Annotated in this window: 14 protein-coding genes and 1 tRNA gene; 2 read left to right on the forward strand and 13 right to left on the reverse strand. The window is 40.2% G+C overall.

All coding sequences use genetic code 11. The features are described from left to right. Genes cyoE through AO498_RS15290 form a run of 10 tightly spaced genes read right to left on the reverse strand, consistent with a single transcriptional unit; the run spans position 1 to position 13,222 of the window. Positions 1-906 carry a heme o synthase gene (gene cyoE / locus AO498_RS15245; protein WP_067549598.1) on the reverse strand — a complete coding sequence of 302 codons (906 nt, stop codon included), beginning with the start codon at positions 904-906 and terminating at the stop codon, positions 1-3. After that, positions 903-1,985, reverse strand: coding sequence for a COX15/CtaA family protein (locus AO498_RS15250; RefSeq protein WP_067549600.1), 1,083 nt, complete (start codon positions 1,983-1,985; stop codon positions 903-905). Before AO498_RS15250 ends, cyoE begins: the two co-directional genes overlap by 4 nt. Next, positions 1,969-3,855, reverse strand: a complete 1,887-nt coding sequence (locus AO498_RS15255) for a cytochrome c oxidase subunit I (RefSeq protein ID WP_067549602.1) — start codon at positions 3,853-3,855, stop codon at positions 1,969-1,971. The genes AO498_RS15250 and AO498_RS15255 overlap by 17 nt, the downstream gene beginning before the upstream one ends. Before the next feature lie 11 nt (positions 3,856-3,866). Then, positions 3,867-4,904 carry a cytochrome c oxidase subunit II gene (locus AO498_RS15260; RefSeq protein WP_067549604.1) on the reverse strand — a complete coding sequence of 346 codons (1,038 nt, stop codon included), beginning with the start codon at positions 4,902-4,904 and terminating at the stop codon, positions 3,867-3,869. Positions 4,905-4,928: 24 nt separating this feature from the next. Then, positions 4,929-6,221, reverse strand: a complete 1,293-nt coding sequence (locus AO498_RS15265; RefSeq protein WP_067549606.1) for a quinol:cytochrome C oxidoreductase — start codon at positions 6,219-6,221, stop codon at positions 4,929-4,931. A 2-nt stretch (positions 6,222-6,223) separates the two neighbouring features. Next, complete coding sequence (locus AO498_RS15270) at positions 6,224-6,913, reverse strand: c-type cytochrome (RefSeq protein ID WP_082792264.1); 690 nt, start codon at positions 6,911-6,913, stop codon at positions 6,224-6,226. A gap of 13 nt (positions 6,914-6,926) precedes the next feature. Further along, entirely contained in the window at positions 6,927-7,457 is a 531-nt protein-coding gene (locus AO498_RS15275) for a DUF3341 domain-containing protein (RefSeq protein WP_067549608.1), read from the reverse strand. 2 nt (positions 7,458-7,459) lie between these two features. Then, the gene (gene nrfD / locus AO498_RS15280; RefSeq protein ID WP_067549610.1) at positions 7,460-8,824 is read right to left on the reverse strand and encodes an NrfD/PsrC family molybdoenzyme membrane anchor subunit; all 1,365 of its coding nucleotides are present in this window, start codon (positions 8,822-8,824) and stop codon (positions 7,460-7,462) included. A 17-nt stretch (positions 8,825-8,841) separates the two neighbouring features. After that, the gene (locus tag AO498_RS15285; protein WP_067549612.1) at positions 8,842-11,922 is read right to left on the reverse strand and encodes a TAT-variant-translocated molybdopterin oxidoreductase; all 3,081 of its coding nucleotides are present in this window, start codon (positions 11,920-11,922) and stop codon (positions 8,842-8,844) included. A 37-nt stretch (positions 11,923-11,959) separates the two neighbouring features. Next, positions 11,960-13,222 carry a c-type cytochrome gene (locus tag AO498_RS15290; protein WP_067549614.1) on the reverse strand — a complete coding sequence of 421 codons (1,263 nt, stop codon included), beginning with the start codon at positions 13,220-13,222 and terminating at the stop codon, positions 11,960-11,962. Between the two features lie 363 nt (positions 13,223-13,585). Here AO498_RS15290 and AO498_RS15300 point away from each other — a divergent pair. After that, a tRNA-Cys gene (locus tag AO498_RS15300) sits at positions 13,586-13,659 on the forward strand. Between the two features lie 96 nt (positions 13,660-13,755). Here the strand turns inward: AO498_RS15300 and AO498_RS15305 are convergent. Further along, positions 13,756-14,205, reverse strand: coding sequence for a hypothetical protein (locus AO498_RS15305; protein WP_148660260.1), 450 nt, complete (start codon positions 14,203-14,205; stop codon positions 13,756-13,758). A 254-nt stretch (positions 14,206-14,459) separates the two neighbouring features. Then, the gene (gene rpsA, locus AO498_RS15310) at positions 14,460-16,223 is read right to left on the reverse strand and encodes a 30S ribosomal protein S1 (protein WP_067549620.1); all 1,764 of its coding nucleotides are present in this window, start codon (positions 16,221-16,223) and stop codon (positions 14,460-14,462) included. A 391-nt stretch (positions 16,224-16,614) separates the two neighbouring features. On the opposite strand from rpsA, the gene AO498_RS15320 reads away from it, so the two are divergent. Then, the gene (locus AO498_RS15320) at positions 16,615-17,343 is read left to right on the forward strand and encodes a lysophospholipid acyltransferase family protein (protein WP_335339807.1); all 729 of its coding nucleotides are present in this window, start codon (positions 16,615-16,617) and stop codon (positions 17,341-17,343) included. Here AO498_RS15320 and AO498_RS15325 read toward each other — a convergent pair. Beyond that, complete coding sequence (locus tag AO498_RS15325) at positions 17,321-17,983, reverse strand: hypothetical protein (protein WP_067549624.1); 663 nt, start codon at positions 17,981-17,983, stop codon at positions 17,321-17,323. The genes AO498_RS15320 and AO498_RS15325 overlap by 23 nt on opposite strands. Position 17,984: the final 1 nt, after the last annotated feature.

A 17,984-nucleotide genomic window follows, 5' to 3' on the forward strand; every position in this document is an offset into this window, starting at 1 on the left:
TTAAGGCATTTTATCCAACATATAGGCTATTTGCACAATCGGCAAATAGAGAAAAGAACCAAACATTATTTTCAAGGCAGACTTCCTAGAACAATCTCTCATTAATGAAAAGGTTTGAGCTAAGAACAATACGCCACAAATCGTAGCAACAATACCTGAATTAAGCCCAGTAAATCCGAAATAGCTTGGAAGTAATCCCAGAGGTAATAAAAACAAGGTATATATCATGATCTGAATAGCTGTATTCAAATCTTGACCACCTCCACTAGGTAACAGCTTAAAACCAGCACGTTTATAATCCTCATCACTTACCCAAGCAATCGCCCAAAAATGAGGAAACTGCCAGATAAACTGAATTCCAAAAATGATTAGGGCTTCATAAGATATTTGTCCAGTAGCAGCTGTCCAACCCAATAAAGGAGGCATTGCCCCAGGAATCGCGCCTACAAAAACCGCGATTGGTCCTACCTTTTTTAAAGGAGTATATACAAACACATACAGGATCATACTGAGTACTCCAAGGCCAGTCGTCAAAGGATTTGTGAACACCCATAGAACACCTATACCCAAAAAAGCAACTAATGCAGTAAATAGATAGGCTTCTTGAAGTGTTATAATCTGAAGTGGAAGAGGTCTGTTTTTGGTTCGTTGCATCAACTTATCCAAATCCCTCTCTAAAATTTCATTTGCCGCACCTGAGGCGCCAGTAATTAAAAATCCACCAATGGCTAAACCTAGCATTCCAATCCAATTGAATGAGACGCTTCGATCTCCTAGAATGAACCCAAACGCTGCCGAAAAAGTAACTAAAGAAGCCAAACGCAACTTGATCAAATCCGAGTAGACTTTAACTCTAGAAATGAGCAGTGTAAATATAGACTGGTCAGTTACTTCAACTGTCCTCATGATCTAATATGATTAACTTTTAATTTTCTTATTGGTCCTAATCTTACGATAAGATAGAACTGAATTCCAAGAAGCAAACAACCCAATACTAAATGGATTGGCTGCAAATAGGCTGGAATACCAAAGTAAGCCATGCCAATACCTGTAGAAATTTCTAAAAGCAAAACAATTGCTAGAAGAAATGAAGCCTTACTTATTTGTGATCCTCTGGTACTAAACTTAATCACCCAAAAGAAATAAAGAAGATGAACACCAAGAATCAAAAGAGAGAAAGATCGATGGATAATAAAATTCAAACCTACTCTTTCTACCCACTCTTCTCTTAATAAATCACCCAATGCAAAGGAAATCCGATCAATTTCTTCGCGGACTTGAGTTCCTAATACGACTTGGATTAACATTAACACTAATCCCAAAACCAAGATTAATTGGATCTTTCGTGGCGTTTGATTGGAATTGAATGTGTTTTCAACCCTAAGATCAACAAGGAAATGACCATAGAGAAGAACTAATACCAAAGCAATAGCAAGAAGCATATGGAAAGTGATCATCCATGCCAACAAGTTGGTAGAAACTACGATAGATCCAATCCATCCAGTAAATAGAACCAAAACCAATGCAATCAAAGAAGCCAATGGTATTTTTTTATCTACTTTCCAAAGCGAGAAAGAACGCCAACAGGTCAAGATGATTAGAAAACCAATAACAACCCCGACCAATCTATTGATATATTCAATCCAAGTTTTGGTAGCATTAAACTCCTCTTCCACAAGGATAGATTTGTCATTTGCTATTTGATTTGCAGTCTTGGAGAATCCAAGTTTTTCAAGGGTAGCTACAAACCTTTCGTTCTTAGCTAATCTCTTTTCGAGATAAATTTCCTGATAGTTATCAGGAAGTTGATTAATACTTGTAGGAGGAACAACACTTCCAAAGCACATAGGCCAGTCGGGACATCCCATTCCTGATCCAGTACTTCTTACAATTCCACCAACAAGTATTAGAAAATAAACAGCTATCACAGTAATCCATGAGATTCTGCGATAGCTGTTTAATTGTGTATTAATGCTTGGATTCATTTGCAGCCAAGATCTCAGACTCCTCTTTCATAATTTCCAATTCAACTTTCACAAGCTCTTGCTCATGTGGCAAATTGGACTCAGGAGTTTGGGACAATGGAACAGTTTGAGGGATAAAATCCTCAGATGCACCTGGCTTAGAATAATCATATGGCCAACGATAAACAGTTGGAATCTCACCTGGCCAGTTACCATGACCCGGATTGATTGGAGTAGTCCATTCAAGAGTGGTAGATCTCCAAGGGTTTTGAGTAGCCTTTCTTCCTCTATACATGCTGTAGAAGAAATTGAACAAGAAGATAAACTGCGCAGCAAACGTGATGATAGCGGCAGCGGATACAAACATGTTCAAATCTGTGTACATGTTAGAGAACTCAAAGTTTGTCCATGAATAGTAACGACGAGGGAAACCAGCAATACCGATATAGTGCATTGGGAAGAACACCATGTAAACACCAACGAAGGTTAACCAGAAGTGTACATAACCAAGACGAGCATCTAGCATTCTTCCAAACATCTTAGGGAACCAGTGATATACACCAGCTAAAAGTCCGAAGAATGAAGCTGAACCCATTACTAAATGGAAGTGTGCAACCACGAAATAAGTGTCGTGAAGTTGAATATCGATCGCAGAGTTACCCAAGAAGATACCTGTCAAACCACCTGAAATAAAGAAAGAAACAAGACCTATTGAGAACAACATTGCTGGAGTGAAAATTAGATTTCCTCTCCAAAGCGTAGTCAAATAGTTAAATACTTTTACCGCAGAAGGAACAGCGATGATCAATGTCAAGAACATAAAGATTGAACCCAAGAAAGGATTCATACCTGACACGAACATGTGGTGAGCCCAAACAATAAAGGAAAGGATTGTGATTCCCAACATAGAAATAATCATCGCCTTATAACCAAAAATTGGCTTTCTAGCATTGGTAGCAATTACTTCAGAGGTAATACCCAAAGCTGGAAGAAGTACAATGTATACTTCTGGGTGACCTAAGAACCAGAATAAATGTTGATATAAAACTGGACTACCACCTGTATTTGGTAAAGCTTCACCAGCTACATAGATATCTGACAAGTAGAATGAGGTTCCGAAGCTTCGATCAAATACAAGCAACAAAGCCGCAGCGAACAAAACAGGGAAAGACAATAGACCAATAACAGCTGTTAGGAAGAATGCCCAAATGGTCAACGGAAGTCTAGAGAAAGACATTCCTTTTGTTCTCAAGTTAATTACTGTGGTGATGTAGTTAATACCTCCCAAAAGAGAAGATGCAATAAAGAAGGTCATTGCCACCAACCAAAGTGTCATACCAAGACCTGATCCTGGAATAGCCTGTTCCAAGGCTGACAATGGCGGGTAAACAACCCATCCACCACCTGCAGGACCTGTTTTAATAAATAATGAAATAAACATGATCACACTGGAAATGAAGAAAAACCAGTATGAAAGCATATTCATAAAACCTGAAGCCATATCTCTCGCTCCAATTTGAAGCGGAATCAAGAAATTTGAGAAAGTCCCACTCAAACCTGCAGTCAATACAAAGAACACCATAATGGTTCCGTGCATAGTAACCAAAGCAAGGTAGAACGTAGGGTCAAGTTTACCTGTCTCATCAATCCATCCACCCAGTAGAGGGCGAAGGAATTCTAGATTCATATCTGGGAACCCAAGTTGTAATCTGAAAAGGATGGAAAGAAAACCTCCAATCAAAGCCCAGAAAATACCTGTTACCAAGAATTGTTTACCGATCATTTTATGATCAGTACTGAAAATGTATTTGGTAATAAAATTGTCATGATGCTCGTGATCGTGATGATCGTGAGCAGCAACGTCATGATGTCCAACAGCAGCTGTAGCCATATCCTTAAATTTTATTTTTTACTTTCGCTCAATTGAATTTCTGCAAGTTCTCTCATTTCAGCAGGTAATCCTTCAGCTAATGCTGGGTTCTGCTGGATAAAAGACTTCTGTTCCGTCAACCACTTTTGGTAAGCCTCTGGCTCTACCACTTCAATCACCTTCTTCATTGAGAAGTGCCCACGCCCACAGATTTCTGTACAAGCGATTTCATATTCAAATTCCGGATCTTTCAATTCTGCTCTCATTTCTTCAGTTGTCTTGGTTGGAACAAACCAGAAACGAGTAGGCATACCAGGAACTGCATCCATTTTTAATCTCATGTGAGGAGCAAATACAGAATGCAATACATCACGAGCTCTAATTTTGAAAAGAACCGGTTCACCCTTTGGAATAACTACCTTAGGAGAAGGGAAATCATCAAGTGAGTTTTTATCTGTAAAATCAACACCGTGAGAATTGGAGGCTGTGATCAAACGATAATCATAATCTCCCAATACATTGTCCTTACCTGGGTATCTTACTTCCCAAGCAAATTGATATCCCATTATTTCTACGACATGTGCTTTCTCAGGAGCAGGTGCTGTAATATCAGACCAAGCCATCCATCCAGAAATTACCAGACCTGCTAATACAACGCCAGGTACCGCAGTCCAGATAATTTCTAACTTGTTATTGTCAGGGTAGAAAGTTGCAGTCCTATTCTCTTTGTACTGGTACTTATAGGGGAAAATAAATAGCAATACGTGAGTAATAAGAAACACAATTCCTGTCACTGCCATCGTAATCCAGAACAAATTATCTGTCACCACACCATGCTCAGAGGCGATCGGAAGTTGATAGTTATCAAACTCCTTAATTGAATACCAGAACATCAATGCACCCGCACCTAATAAGAAGAGCACAAATAAAATTGCGTTCACCTTATTACTACCCGTTACGACCTTTTTGTCTGAACCTTTAACTACAGAGACTAAGGTCTGGATTCGGTAAACCATCCAAATAATGGACAGCAACAAAAGAACCCCTACTCCAATCAGAAATCCGTACATATCTTATTTTTTTCGGATAAATTATTAAATGTGATGATGATAGCTTTCTTCAAGCATTGGGTGATTTTTCGCAATGAGATTTTTCTTAGCTAGACCTCCAAGCACAACCAACGCCACCGTAGAACCATAAACCAAGAACATCCCTACTTCCATAAGTCCGATGCCACCGTTGTGTCCCAAAGTACCTGGCTGAACCATCAAGAAGAAGTCAATCCAGTGACCCACTAACAAAATGGTACAAACTAACTTAAGGAAAACGCCATGTCTCTTGGAATCTCTAGTCATAAGAACTAGGAAAGGAAGGAAGAAGTTTAAACCAAGATTCACAAAAATGAAAGGACTGTAGATATCGCTGGTTAATCGCTCTACAAAGTAAACTGTTTCTTCAGGGATGTTTGCGTAATAGATCAACAAGAACTGAGAGAACCATAGGTAAGTCCAGAAGATAGAAAATCCAAACACGAATTTACCAAGATCATGTACGTGGTTTTCATTAACCATTTCCAAATATCCTCTTCCTTTCAGAAATAAAACGATCAATGTAATCGCTGAAAGCCCAGATACGAACCAAGAAGCAAATACATACCAACCAAAAAGGGTTGAGAACCAATGGGTGTCAATTGACATTACCCAATCCCAAGCAGAAACCGATGAAGAAACAGCAAAGAATACTAGGAAGTATGCTGCCCAACTTCTCATTTTATACCAATGAGAAGTTCCTCCCAATTGATCTTCAGCATCACTGATCTTTTGAAACTTTTTAAAGAAAAAGACCCAGAACCCAAAGAACAATACCATTCTCAAGATGTAAAACACTGGGAAGGTACCTTTTGCCATTGGCCAATAAAAGAAAGCACCTTTACCGTCAATGATTGGGTCATATTGCGGATCATTTTTATCAAATAGATAAGCATGCGTCCAATGGAACAAATCATGATTTGCAATGAAAAACGTAGCAATCATTAAAATTCCAGCAAATGGAAGCCAATTACCCAATGAAAGCATAACTCTTAAGATTGGCGCAGACCAACCTGCCTGAGCTGCAAACTGAATGGCGAAAAAGAATACACCAACAATGGCAATACCAGTAAAGAAGACATTGTTTATCCACATATTGGCGAATAGACGCTCATACCAATGAAAAGGATGAGCTTCCGCTTCAGCGCCTTCATGGTGACCACCAGTCATTGCTAGAATAATTCCAATTCCAAGAATAACAGCACCAATGATCAAAACAGTCATGATAGACTTTTTGATTGAAGCAGAGAATTCAAATCTCTGATCTAAGTTATAGTGATTTTCTCCGTGATGAGCCATGATTAATTCGCTGGGTTTGCTTCGACCGCGGTAGAATCTGCAGAGGCTACTGGTTCAGCAGCAGCAGTTTGACCTTGGATAACTTGTTTTACATAGTGTACAATTTTCCATCTGCTTTCAGCAGGAATCTGAGAGCCATGAGCTCCCATTCTGCCTTTGCCTTTAGTGATTACATGGAAAATATGGCCTTCAGGCAAATTGATATAAGCGCCACCAGTAAGGTTAGCAACCCCACCAATGATCTCACCAGCTTTACCATCTCCTTGACCACCTTTGCCATGGCAAGCAGAACAAAACTGAGTGTACAAACGCTCTCCATCTTTCAAAACCGCCTCAGACGATGCAACTGGATTTTTGATCAAAGCTGCCTCTTCCAATTCAAACTGTTTCAATCGATGAGGTAACATCCCTTGACTATTACGAGGAACCGTGTTTTCAACTGGTTCTCTCATATTCATCCCATGAGGGTTATTAATATTGGAATTAAAGAATTCACCTTTTCCATCTTCTCTTGTGGAAAGCCAAGAACCTTGAGATTCATCTTTGATTTGAGTCAAAGGTTCATAAGCTACAGAGTGATACATCTGAGGCGCATATTCAAGCCCCGGATTATCGCCACTTGCCTTACATCCTGCCAAAAGAGAAATGGCAAGAACAGAACCTGCGAATACTAATGCGTTAGCAATTTTCATATATCCGGTTTTACTATTCAAAACTTTTGTTATTCACTTCTGTGGCACCGGAAGATTTCAGCACCTCTTTAATTTTCTCAACCTCAATTGCTGAATTATTAGCAATATCGATCGCCATGATATGCTTATCATCTGTGCTTCTAAGATCGAAGATTCGAGGCTGAGCCCATGGTTTCAAATTTGAACTAACCATAAATACTCCAACCATTCCAAAAGCAGCTAGAAGAACTGTCATTTCAAAGGAAACTGGAATAAAATCAGGGAATGCAGCATGATCCTTACCACCAATAATCATTGGCCAGTCAAATTTCATCATGTAAAACTGCATGGTTAACGCTAAGCTAGTACCCAACAAACCAAAAAGGAAAGCGGCGATAGGAAGTCTGCTTCGCTTGTATCCAAGTACATGCTCAAGACCATGAACTGGGTAAGGAGAATATACTTCGTGGATTTTAACACCACTTTCTCTTACTTCTTTAACTGCATGGAGCAACACGTCTTCATCGTCGTATACTCCAAGAATAAAATGCGTATCTCTTTCCATGATTAGTTATGTGCTTTATCAGATGAAGACTTCAATACAGATTTAACTTCAGCCATATTAATTACTGGGAAAAACTTCGCGAAAAGGAAGAACAACGTAAAGAATAAGCCGAAAGTGAACATATATACTCCGACATCTGCCCAAGTTGGATAGAACATCGCCCATGAAGAAGGCAAGAAATCTCTATGAAGGGATGTTACAATGATTACAAATCGCTCAAACCACATCCCAATATTAACTACCAAAGAGAGAATGAAAGTCGCAACAATGGAAGTTCTAATTTTCTTAAACCAGAAAAGCTGCGGAGAGATCACGTTACAGGTCATCATGGACCAATATGCCCACCAATAAGGACCCGTAGCGCGGTTTATGAAGGCATACTGCTCAGCATCTACTCCTGAATACCATGCGATGAAGAATTCTGTGATGTAAGCAATACCCACTATAGATCCAGTGATGATGATAACGATGTTCATCAATTCAATATGGCCCATCGTGATATAATCCTCGAGTTTGAAAACTTTTCGGGTAATGATCATCAAAGTCAAAACCATTGCAAATCCTGAGAAAATCGCACCTGCAACGAAGTACGGAGGGAAGATGGTAGTATGCCATCCTGGAATTACCGAAGTCGCAAAGTCAAAGGATACGATAGTATGTACTGAAAGTACAAGAGGAGTTGCTAAACCCGCTAGAATCAATGATACTGACTCATATCTCATCCAAGTTTTTGCAGCACCATCCCAACCGAAAGAAAGAGCTCCATAAATGGTTTTTCTCAAACCTGTAGCACGATCACGAATAGTGGCAAAATCAGGAATCAAACCGATGTACCAGAACACCAAGGAAACTGAGAAATAGGTAGAAATCGCAAATACGTCCCAAAGAAGTGGGGAATTAAAGTTTACCCAAAGCGAACCAAATGTATTTGGCAAAGGCAATGCCCAATAAGCTCCAATCCAAGGACGGCCCATGTGAATTACCGGGAACATCGCCGCACAGATTACGGCAAAAATGGTCATCGCTTCAGCAGCTCGGTTAATGGATGTTCTCCACTTTTGTCTAAACAACAATAATACTGCTGAAATCAACGTACCGGCGTGACCGATACCCACCCACCATACGAAGTTGGTGATGTCCCAAGCCCAACCGATGGTCTTGTTAAGTCCCCACATACCAATTCCTTCCCAGAGAGTGGCAAGTAGAGCAATTGATCCTAAAGCCAATACTCCGGCAGCGGTAAGGAAGGCCAAAAACCAAGATTTGGATGGCTTACCTTCTACCTGTCGAGCCACATCATATGTGACATCATGGTAGCTTTTTCCACCGGTAACTAACGGCTCGCGTACGGATGAAGTAACCTGCATAGTTTATAAAATTATGATTACGCTTCGTTTTTCTCTTTATTTCTGATTTTGGTAAAGTACCATACGTTAGGGCTAACGTTGATCTCTTCCAATACATGGTAAGCTCTCTCCTCTCCTACTTCCTTAATCGCAGAATCAGTTTCTTCGATTTTCAATAGCTTAGAGATTTTACTGTTTGGATCATTCATGTCACCAAATACAAGAGCATCTGTTGGACAGGCAACTGCACAAGCGGTATTTACTTCTCCATCTTCAAGCTTACGTTTTTCGCGCTTCGCTGTCAATTTACCAGCCTGAATACGCTGTACACACATGGAGCATTTTTCCATTACACCACGTACACGAACTGTTACATCTGGATTCAAGACCATCTTACCCATATCATCATTTTGAGCAAGGTTTACTCCAGCAAATTGGGTATTGTCATGATACTTGAACCAGTTGAATCGTCTTACTTTATATGGACAGTTGTTTGCACAATATCTTGTACCAATACATCTGTTGTAAGTCATTTGGTTTAGACCCTCCGAGGAGTGAGTGGTAGCAGCTACTGGACATACCGTCTCACAAGGTGCATTATTACACTGCTGACACATCATTGGCTGGAAGGTCACTTCTGGATTTTCAGAAGCGATTTCTAATCCATCCAAATCTTCCACATCGGCATCTGAAGAATAGTAACGGTCAATTCTGATCCAAGCCATTTCTCTTCTATTGAGAACTTCTTGTTTCCCAACGACTGCTACGTTGTTTTCTACTTGACATGCTACAGTACATGCTCCACAACCGATACATGAGTTCATGTCAATCGCTAATCCCCAATGATGCTGGCTGTATTTATGGCCACTCCAAAGGGAAATTTTTGATGGTTTAATAAACTCCCCATCCTTATAAATTTCAGGTTTGTATCGACCATCAGAAGGATCCACTTTATATTTTTCAAGAGTGGTTTCTTGGATCACGTTTTCACGAGCCATGAAGGTCTGGTGAGTTTGAGTTCTGGCAATCTTATAAGAATCACCTGTCACTGCAACTTCTACACCTGATGTAATATCAAAATTTACAAAGCCTTTAGAGGAATCTCCAAGATCATAGGCATTGACACCAACTCCATCGGCAACTCGACCGGCCTTCGTCCTTCCATATCCAAGTGCCAAACCAAATGTGCCTTCTGCTTGACCTGGCTGAACTAAAATTGGAACAATTAGAGTCTTACCATTGACAGTAATCTGAGCCTTTTTGGTATTTTCCTCCACCATGGTAACCCCATTAGCGGCAGCCCATTTTTGAGAAACTGTCAAATAGTTATCCCAAGTAGCTTTGGTGATTGGATCAGGCATTTCTTGTAGCCAAGGGTTATTGGCGAAAGTACCATTACCGATTCCAACTTTTAAATAGATCACTAATTCAGAATCTGCATTTTCGGCCTTATAAGCCTTAGCTACTTCAGCAGCAGCGGCTGAAGCATCTGAAATCGGACTTACCACTACTGGAGCTGAATCCATTGAAATCACCCCATTAAATAGAGATCTATCCCAGAACTCTTGGAAAGATGCACCATTACCCATTGACGGATAAAGTGTAGAGTTCCAATTAGCTTGTAAGAAGTCGTAGTAATTAGAGGCAGAACCTCCCCAAGTCAAGAATGAATCTTGTGCCTGACGAGTATTGAAAAGAGGCGATATGGTAGGCTGAGCCAAAGAATATTGACCTTTCTTAGGCATGAAGTCATTCCAAGATTCTAAGAAATGATGATCAGGGGCAACTATCTGAACAAGGGAAGAAGTCTCATCCAAGGTTCCATTGGTCGCAATGCTGACTTTAGCTTTTGCTATTCCTTCAGCAACTTCTGCACCTCTTGGATGGTCATATACTGGGTTACAATTATAGAAAATGATTGCTCCAACTTGTCCACCTTTTAATTCGGTAATTAGTTGATTCATTCGAGCGTCATTGCCTTTTCTGAAGTAAACAGGCGTAGAATAATCGATAGTCGCTCCGTTATTACCCAACAATTCATTGATTGCATTTACTACAATCTGAACATTTGGATCATTAGAACCTGAAACCACTAAAGAAGCTCCTTGAGATGCTAACAAGTCCTTTGCAGCTTTATCAAGGTTTGCGATTTCTACTTTTGGAGCAGAAACTGTTGACGCGCCAACTTTGGATGCGATTGCATTATAAAGTGCGAGTACAGCTAAACCAGACTGAGATGCTTTAATCGGAGTTCTATAATCTGCATTGGCACCAGTTAGGGAAAGGTTTGACTCAAACTGATAGTGACGAGACATTTCAGGCTTTTCTTTCGTAACCTTTCTTGTCTTTGCATAATCGGCAGCAAATTCAATTGGAGAAATCCAAGTTCCTAAGAAATCAGCTCCAAATGATACGATTGTTTTTGCTTTTGCAAAATAATAAGATGGGATGGCAAATTCCCCATAAAAAGTCTCATTAGCCTTAGCAATACCATAATTTGAGATTGGATCGTAAGTAATCACTTCTACTCCTCCAAATGCATTTCCAAATTCTTGAATTGCTTTTTCCGTAGAAGGCGAAAGGATGGTATTTGCTACAACTTTAATAGTTCCTACAGATGCCAATTTAGATTTCACTTGCTCGTCTACTGACTTCCAATCTGCAGCAGCACCTGAAATCATTGGAGAGGCAAATCTTTGCTTATCATACAAAGAGAGAACAGAAGCCTCTACGATCGCATTAACTTTTCCTTTATTTATAGGAGAAAGTTCATTTCCATCAATTTTGATTGGACGACCTTCTCTAGTTTTTACCACTACGGCAGCATAATCACCACCAGAGGCAAATGTAGAAGCATAATAATTTGGAACAGACGGGTTGATATCAACCGGCTTATTCACGTAAGGGATGGCCTTTCTAACAGGAGCTTCACACGCAGCCAAAGAAGCCGCTGCTAAGCTGAAGCCCATCACTTTGAGAAAATCTCTTCGGGAAGCATTACCCTCTTCTGAAAAGGAGGTAGGAAGCTCTGGAAACTCCCTGTCGGCATGCTTTACAAACTCCGGATCGTTGCTGAGTTGCTCAAGCCCTTTCCAGTAGGTTTTTTTATTTTCCTTCATTTTATTTCTAGGAATGAATTAGCAAATGGATAAGGAATTAATAGTGGCACTTTGCACACTCTAAACCACCGATGTCTTTCACTTTAAGCGCATCTTTGGAATCAGAGTGAAGTTGAACCAATTTATCGTAGTAGGCATTGCCTTCGGTTGCAATCTCAGTTTGTCTATGACAATCGATACACCAGCCCATAGTCAAAGCACTATGTTGAGCTACAACTTCCATTTCTTGGATTTGACCATGGCAAGTTTGACATTCGATCCCTCCAACAGCTACGTGCTGAGAGTGATTGAAATAAGCTAAATCAGGAAGGTTGTGAACACGAACCCATTCGATTGGCTGATTATTATCTACCGCATTGTAGATTTTTTGGATTTCAGGAGAGATTCCTTCTTTACCTTGTACATTCTGTACATGGGTATGACAGTTCATACAAATATTGGCAGAAGGGATGTTTGCTGACTTTCCGATTTCAACACCAGTGTGGCAATACTGACAAGCGATTTCAAGCTGACCAGCATGCAAGGCATGCGAGAAAGCAATTGGCTGCGCTGGTGCATAACCTTGTTGCACACCTACTGAATAAAGTCCATCAATTGCGGTTTTGGCAACCAAAGCCACTACCAAGGCAGTAATGATGATTACAAAAGCATCACTTTTTAGAACCTTACCAAAATCAGACTTTTGAGATACGAAATCTTTATCTTCTTCAGAGAGATCTTGTTTATTGATGTACTTGGTCAAAACATTGATAATCAGGCCTAGAACAACCAAGATCAATAATAAAACCAATACCAAAACTCCAAGGATGATAGATAGGTACTCGCTTGGAATTCCTCCTCCGGCACCTGCAGCACCTCCACCAGCAGTTGCTGTTGCTGCAGCCGCATTTGGATCTACTTTATCTCCATGTTCGATGTATGCCAACAAGTTGTCAAGATCCCCATCTGAAAGGAACTCATGAGCTGGCATGACTGTGTTATTGTACTCTTTGTAAAGGGCAGTATAGTAAGCATTTCCAGAACCGATTACTGCGGAGGAATTTTTAATGAATGCTTTTACCGCGTCTAGTGGCTGTCTGTCGGTAGCACCTCTCAATGCAGGCCCTACACTTTTTTGATCGAGCTTGTGACACTGCTTACAATTGGCATTGAAAACAGTTTTTCCTGCTGAAATAGCTTCTTCGGAAGTCGATACCGCTGGATCAGCGGCATATACTGACATTCCAACTAGCATGAAAAACAGCACTGCCAGTGTCTGGAATCTCCATTGAATCCCTACTAACGAGCGTTTGGATAACATATTTTAGCTAATTAAATAGTTTTAAGGGTTCTGATTGACCCCTGCAAAGGTACTTATGGAACCCAATTTTTCAAATATGAACACTAGACCCCAAAGAGGTGTTTTTTTAACCATATTGGCTATTTATTTATTTGAAATACAGTGTTTTATGATTCAAATATATTTGTTTTTTTTATTTAGAATCCTTATAAATAACTTGATTTTCGATAGTTTTATATATGTGACTGATTTTCAGCTTAAGAAAAAACAAACCAAGACTTAAAACCCTCCAATATTGGCTTCTATCAAATAAAAAGGGTGATTTTTTACAGTTCTCGTATTTGCTGTGGTGAATTTTAATTTTACCTTTGCATTCCAATAAATGGTCGCGTGGCCGAGTGGCTAGGCAGAGGTCTGCAAAACCTTGTACAGCGGTTCGAATCCGCTCGCGACCTCCAATTAAAAAAGCATCCCGAGTAATCAGGATGCTTTTTACTTTTATAGTCTTAAGTTACTTTTTCAGGTATCTCCCCTTTTGAACAAAAGTAACTTGCTTAAAACCGGTAGCCCACCCCCATCTGCATTCCTAACTCTTGAAAAATAAACTTTTGACTCATCGACCTTACAAAAGGTGCGACGCCGTGTCGTTTGTAGTTGGAAAATAGGGAGAAAACAAAATTACCTGCAGAAGCCCTTGCCTCCAGGCCTACTAGGTAACCCAGGCCGCTTTGCCTGGTAAAATTATTCTTTTCAGAAAGCTGAAAATCCACCAAAGGGCCAGCACCGGCATAAAAGACCTTGCCCAGAGCAATTTCGCCGAATAAGGGTACAGAAACCATCCTAAAATTGGGATTGTGATCATAGCCAATCAGACAGTTTACGCAAGGAGGAGAATTTGAAATGTAGGATACTTTACCGAAAGTATAGTTTATCCCGGTGTTGATTCGTACCCTTTCTCCCATAGATCTAGAGGCGGTGAAGCCCAATTCCATTACTCGATTCATCTCCACGTCACTTGCTCCAACCAGTTCCACCTTTCGGGCAACACTAGAACCCGAAATTCCATAATAAGCCCGAAGTTCGATACCTATTGGGCAATAGCATCTACAACTAAAAACAGACAGGCGAAAAACAAAAGGAATCTGGACATAGCTTCTAATTCAGGTTTAAATCAGTACGGATCAAGTGACTATTTTGCTACAGGCAAAAAAAAACGCCGACTTTTCAGCCGGCGTTCTATGGGTAATGAATTCAAGAATTACTTCTTGCCTTCCATTTTTTCTTTCAATTCAGCCAAAGCATCGATATCACCTAGGGTTGATTTCTCAGCTTGAGCAGGCATTTCTACAGAATCTTCTTTTTTCTTACCAGCTACTTTTTTAGGAGCCTTAGCTTCTTCCTTGAAAGTAGCGGTATGAGAAAGAACGATACGCTTGTCATCCTTAGAGAATTCAGTCACTTTGAAGTCTAAAGACTCTCCAACTTCAACTTGAGAACCGTCTTCTTTTTCCAAGTTTTTAGAAGTTGCGAATCCTTCTAATCCGTATGGAAGCTCTAGAACAGCACCTTTATCATTCTTGGAGTTTACAGTACACTTATGAACAGATCCAACTGGGAATACTGTTTCGAATGTATCCCAAGGATTCTCTTCCAATTGCTTATGACCAAGAGCCAATCTTCTGTTTTCTACGTCAAGTTCAAGAACGGCTACTTCTAGCTCGTCTCCTACCTTCACGAATTCAGAAGGATGCTTGATTTTCTTAGTCCAAGAAAGGTCAGATACGTGTACTAGACCGTCGATACCTTCTTCCAATTCCAGGAACAAACCGAAATTAGTCAAGTTTCTAACGATTCCTTTGTGCTTAGTACCTACAGCATACTTGGTAGCCATATCACCCTTAGTCCAAGGATCTTCGGTCAATTGCTTGATACCCAAAGACATTTTTCTGTCATCCTTGTCCAAAGTCAATACTACAGCTTCGATTTCGTCTCCTACTTTTACGAAGTCTGCTGGGTTTCTCAAGTGCTGAGACCAGCTCATTTCAGAAACGTGGATCAAACCTTCAACACCTGGAGCCAATTCCAAGAACGCTCCGTAATCAGCTACGTTTACGATCTTGCCTTGTACTCTAGAACCAACCTCAAGGTTAGCAGCTAAAGAATCCCACGGATGAGAAGTCAATTGCTTCATACCCAAAGAAATTCTCTTCTTATCATCATCGAAGTCAAGTACAACCACTTGAACTTTCTGATCAAGCTGCAATACTTCCTCTGGATGATTGATACGACCCCAAGAAATATCGGTAATGTGAAGTAGACCATCTACACCACCCAAATCGATGAATACACCGAAGTTGGTCATGTTCTTGATCACACCTTCCAACACCTGACCTTTTTCGAGGTTGTTTAGGATTTCTGCTTTTTGTTTTTCGAGATCTTTCTCGATGAGGACTTTGTGAGAAACAACAACGTTGTCATTTGCGTGGTTGATTTTAACCACTTTCACTTCCATCTTCTTACCTACATAGATATCAAAATCACGGATAGGCTTCACATCGATTTGAGAACCTGGCAAGAATGCTTCTACACCGTAGATATCTACGATCAAACCACCTTTGGTTCTTCTTTTTACCAAACCTTCGATTACGCTATCATTTTCAAGTGCGCTCTCGATGTCATGCCATGCACGAACGATTTTGGCTTTCTTGCGGGAAAGGATCAATTGACCCAAGGCATTTTCTTGCTCTTCGATAAAGACTTCTACTTCATCACCTGGCTTGATACCTTCCAAATCACGGAATTCAGAAAGTGGAACAAGTCCGTCAGACTTGAAGCCGATGTTGATGATAACATCCTTGTCGTTAACACCTACTACAACACCTTTAATCACTTCTTTTTCAGTGATTTCATTCAAGGTGCCGGCGTACATAGCTTCCATTTGAGCTCTTTGCTCTTTGGAGTAACCTTCTCCGAAACCTTTGGTGTCGAAGTTTTCCCAGTTAAATTCTTTTGAACTAGACATAAAATTGATTGACTCGAAGTTCCTCTTTTCCTAGAGTCATCAGAAAGAGGTTTTTGGTTAGAAATCAGTGGTTTGGACTCCCAAAACACCCCGCTCACCCGAACGGACTGCAAAGGTATTGATTTTCTTTTATTTCGGGACTTTGATTCTAAAAATTGCCACTAAAAAAGTCCTTCTGATATTCATGCTTGGTTTTTTAAAAAAAACAATTGCCGATGAATTTCTAATTTTGCTAGGTATCAAAGTTTCAGAAGAAATTTTCAGCAGCATGTCCCAAAAAAGCATCCAAATTCTCAGCAGAGGTGGAATAAAAAAAGTCCCGCAACCGCGGGACCTGCAAGCAAAGAGTTAAAGGATTAAATTCACACCCAAATTTAACCGAATTATTCCAATGATCAAGTTCTTCCAATGGATCTACACGCTTTATTCCGCACTTATCTTCGTCGGTTTGATGCTGATTTTTGGATTCCCGATCGTTCTGCCAATTCTAATCTATAAACGTGGAGATCAAGTTTCCTTCATTTTTATTCGATGGTGGGCTGGGCTCTGGGCCTTTCTTTCAGGTATCCGATTCGAGATTTATGGTAAAGAATTCATCAACTCAAAAAGCCCCTATATCTTCGTTTTCAATCATCGCTCTTTTATTGATGCCCCAGTTATTCCCATTGCAATTCCTCAGGAACTTCGGGCTTTGGGAAAAAAGGAACTTTCAAAAATCCCCTTTTTTGGATGGGTTGTTGGAAAATTTGCCGTTTGGGTAGATCGAAGTTCAGTGGAATCCCGACGTTCAAGTTTGGAAAAACTGATTAAAATTCTGGAGAATGGAACTTCCGTGGTAGTGGCTCCTGAAGGCACAAGAAATGATACCGATGAAACGCTTTTACCTTTTCAAAAAGGTGCATTCCGTCTATCTATTGAAACGCGTATTCCTATTTTGCCAATGGCCGTCCTTGGAGCTGATCAAATTATGAAACGAGGGTCAATTCTTCTAAGCCCTGGAAAGGTTAGAATCTATTTTTCAGAACCCATCAATCCTCCTCAAGCTTCAGAGTCTGCTATAACAGAATTTACAGCTAGATGCAAAAACAGACTTGAGGCTATGATTCTTGCTCATGAATGATGGAGGGATCTGGACCAGCTAAAACTTCCATGGTCAATTCTTCAAAAACAACATAGATCACCAAAAATGTCATCGGGAATGTGATCAAAATTCCTACTCCAAGAAGTAGGGCTCCCAAGCCATTGTAGACGATTAAAAGAATCAACAAAACGAAGAACTTCCACCAAAACCGGGTAACAATCACCCGACTTAACTCCAAGGAAGTCCAAAGATTTGTTCCTGCAAAAATCCCCATTGGCACCGCTAATAAATAGGCTACCAAGAAATAAATACCCGGAAGAATCAAGAATACCAGCCCAATTCCAATTACTAATTGAGAAAATAAGGAAATTCCAATGGCTAATAATCCATATTGAAAGCCGCTAAAAAAATCAGGATAGATGACTTCCTCACCACGTCGGATTTTATTAGCAACCAGATAAAAGCCTGCATATAACGGAGGGGCCAAAAAAACGGAAAACAAGATGGTATAGGGCTGTAAATAATACACAAACAGCATTGCCACACTGAAAATCAAAAGGCTAAAAGAGACAAACAGCAAAGCCTGAGACTTAAACAAGTCCCAGGCTTTGATAAATACCGCCTGAATATTCAAGTCCCAATCGACCTGCAACAGACGGTTATACTGATTAGAATTCATT

Source organism: Algoriphagus sanaruensis (assembly GCF_001593605.1).
In the GTDB taxonomy this organism is placed as follows: domain Bacteria; phylum Bacteroidota; class Bacteroidia; order Cytophagales; family Cyclobacteriaceae; genus Algoriphagus; species Algoriphagus sanaruensis.

Bases quoted from the DNA above. Each gene is read 5' to 3' on its own strand.
- rpsA (WP_067549620.1), bottom strand. From the start codon at position 16,223: ATGTCTAGTTCAAAAGAATTTAACTGGGAAAACTTCGACACCAAAGGT.
- AO498_RS15320 (WP_335339807.1), top strand. From the start codon at position 16,615: ATGATCAAGTTCTTCCAATGGATCTACACGCTTTATTCCGCACTTATC.
- AO498_RS15255 (WP_067549602.1), bottom strand. From the start codon at position 3,855: ATGGCTACAGCTGCTGTTGGACATCATGACGTTGCTGCTCACGATCAT.
- AO498_RS15265 (WP_067549606.1), bottom strand. From the start codon at position 6,221: ATGGCTCATCACGGAGAAAATCACTATAACTTAGATCAGAGATTTGAA.
- AO498_RS15260 (WP_067549604.1), bottom strand. From the start codon at position 4,904: ATGTACGGATTTCTGATTGGAGTAGGGGTTCTTTTGTTGCTGTCCATT.
- AO498_RS15285 (WP_067549612.1), bottom strand. From the start codon at position 11,922: ATGAAGGAAAATAAAAAAACCTACTGGAAAGGGCTTGAGCAACTCAGC.
- AO498_RS15325 (WP_067549624.1), bottom strand. From the start codon at position 17,983: ATGAATTCTAATCAGTATAACCGTCTGTTGCAGGTCGATTGGGACTTG.
- cyoE (WP_067549598.1), bottom strand. From the start codon at position 906: ATGAGGACAGTTGAAGTAACTGACCAGTCTATATTTACACTGCTCATT.
- AO498_RS15305 (WP_148660260.1), bottom strand. From the start codon at position 14,205: ATGAATCGAGTAATGGAATTGGGCTTCACCGCCTCTAGATCTATGGGA.
- AO498_RS15275 (WP_067549608.1), bottom strand. From the start codon at position 7,457: ATGGAAAGAGATACGCATTTTATTCTTGGAGTATACGACGATGAAGAC.
- nrfD (WP_067549610.1), bottom strand. From the start codon at position 8,824: ATGCAGGTTACTTCATCCGTACGCGAGCCGTTAGTTACCGGTGGAAAA.
- AO498_RS15250 (WP_067549600.1), bottom strand. From the start codon at position 1,985: ATGAATCCAAGCATTAATACACAATTAAACAGCTATCGCAGAATCTCA.
- AO498_RS15270 (WP_082792264.1), bottom strand. From the start codon at position 6,913: ATGAAAATTGCTAACGCATTAGTATTCGCAGGTTCTGTTCTTGCCATT.
- AO498_RS15290 (WP_067549614.1), bottom strand. From the start codon at position 13,222: ATGTTATCCAAACGCTCGTTAGTAGGGATTCAATGGAGATTCCAGACA.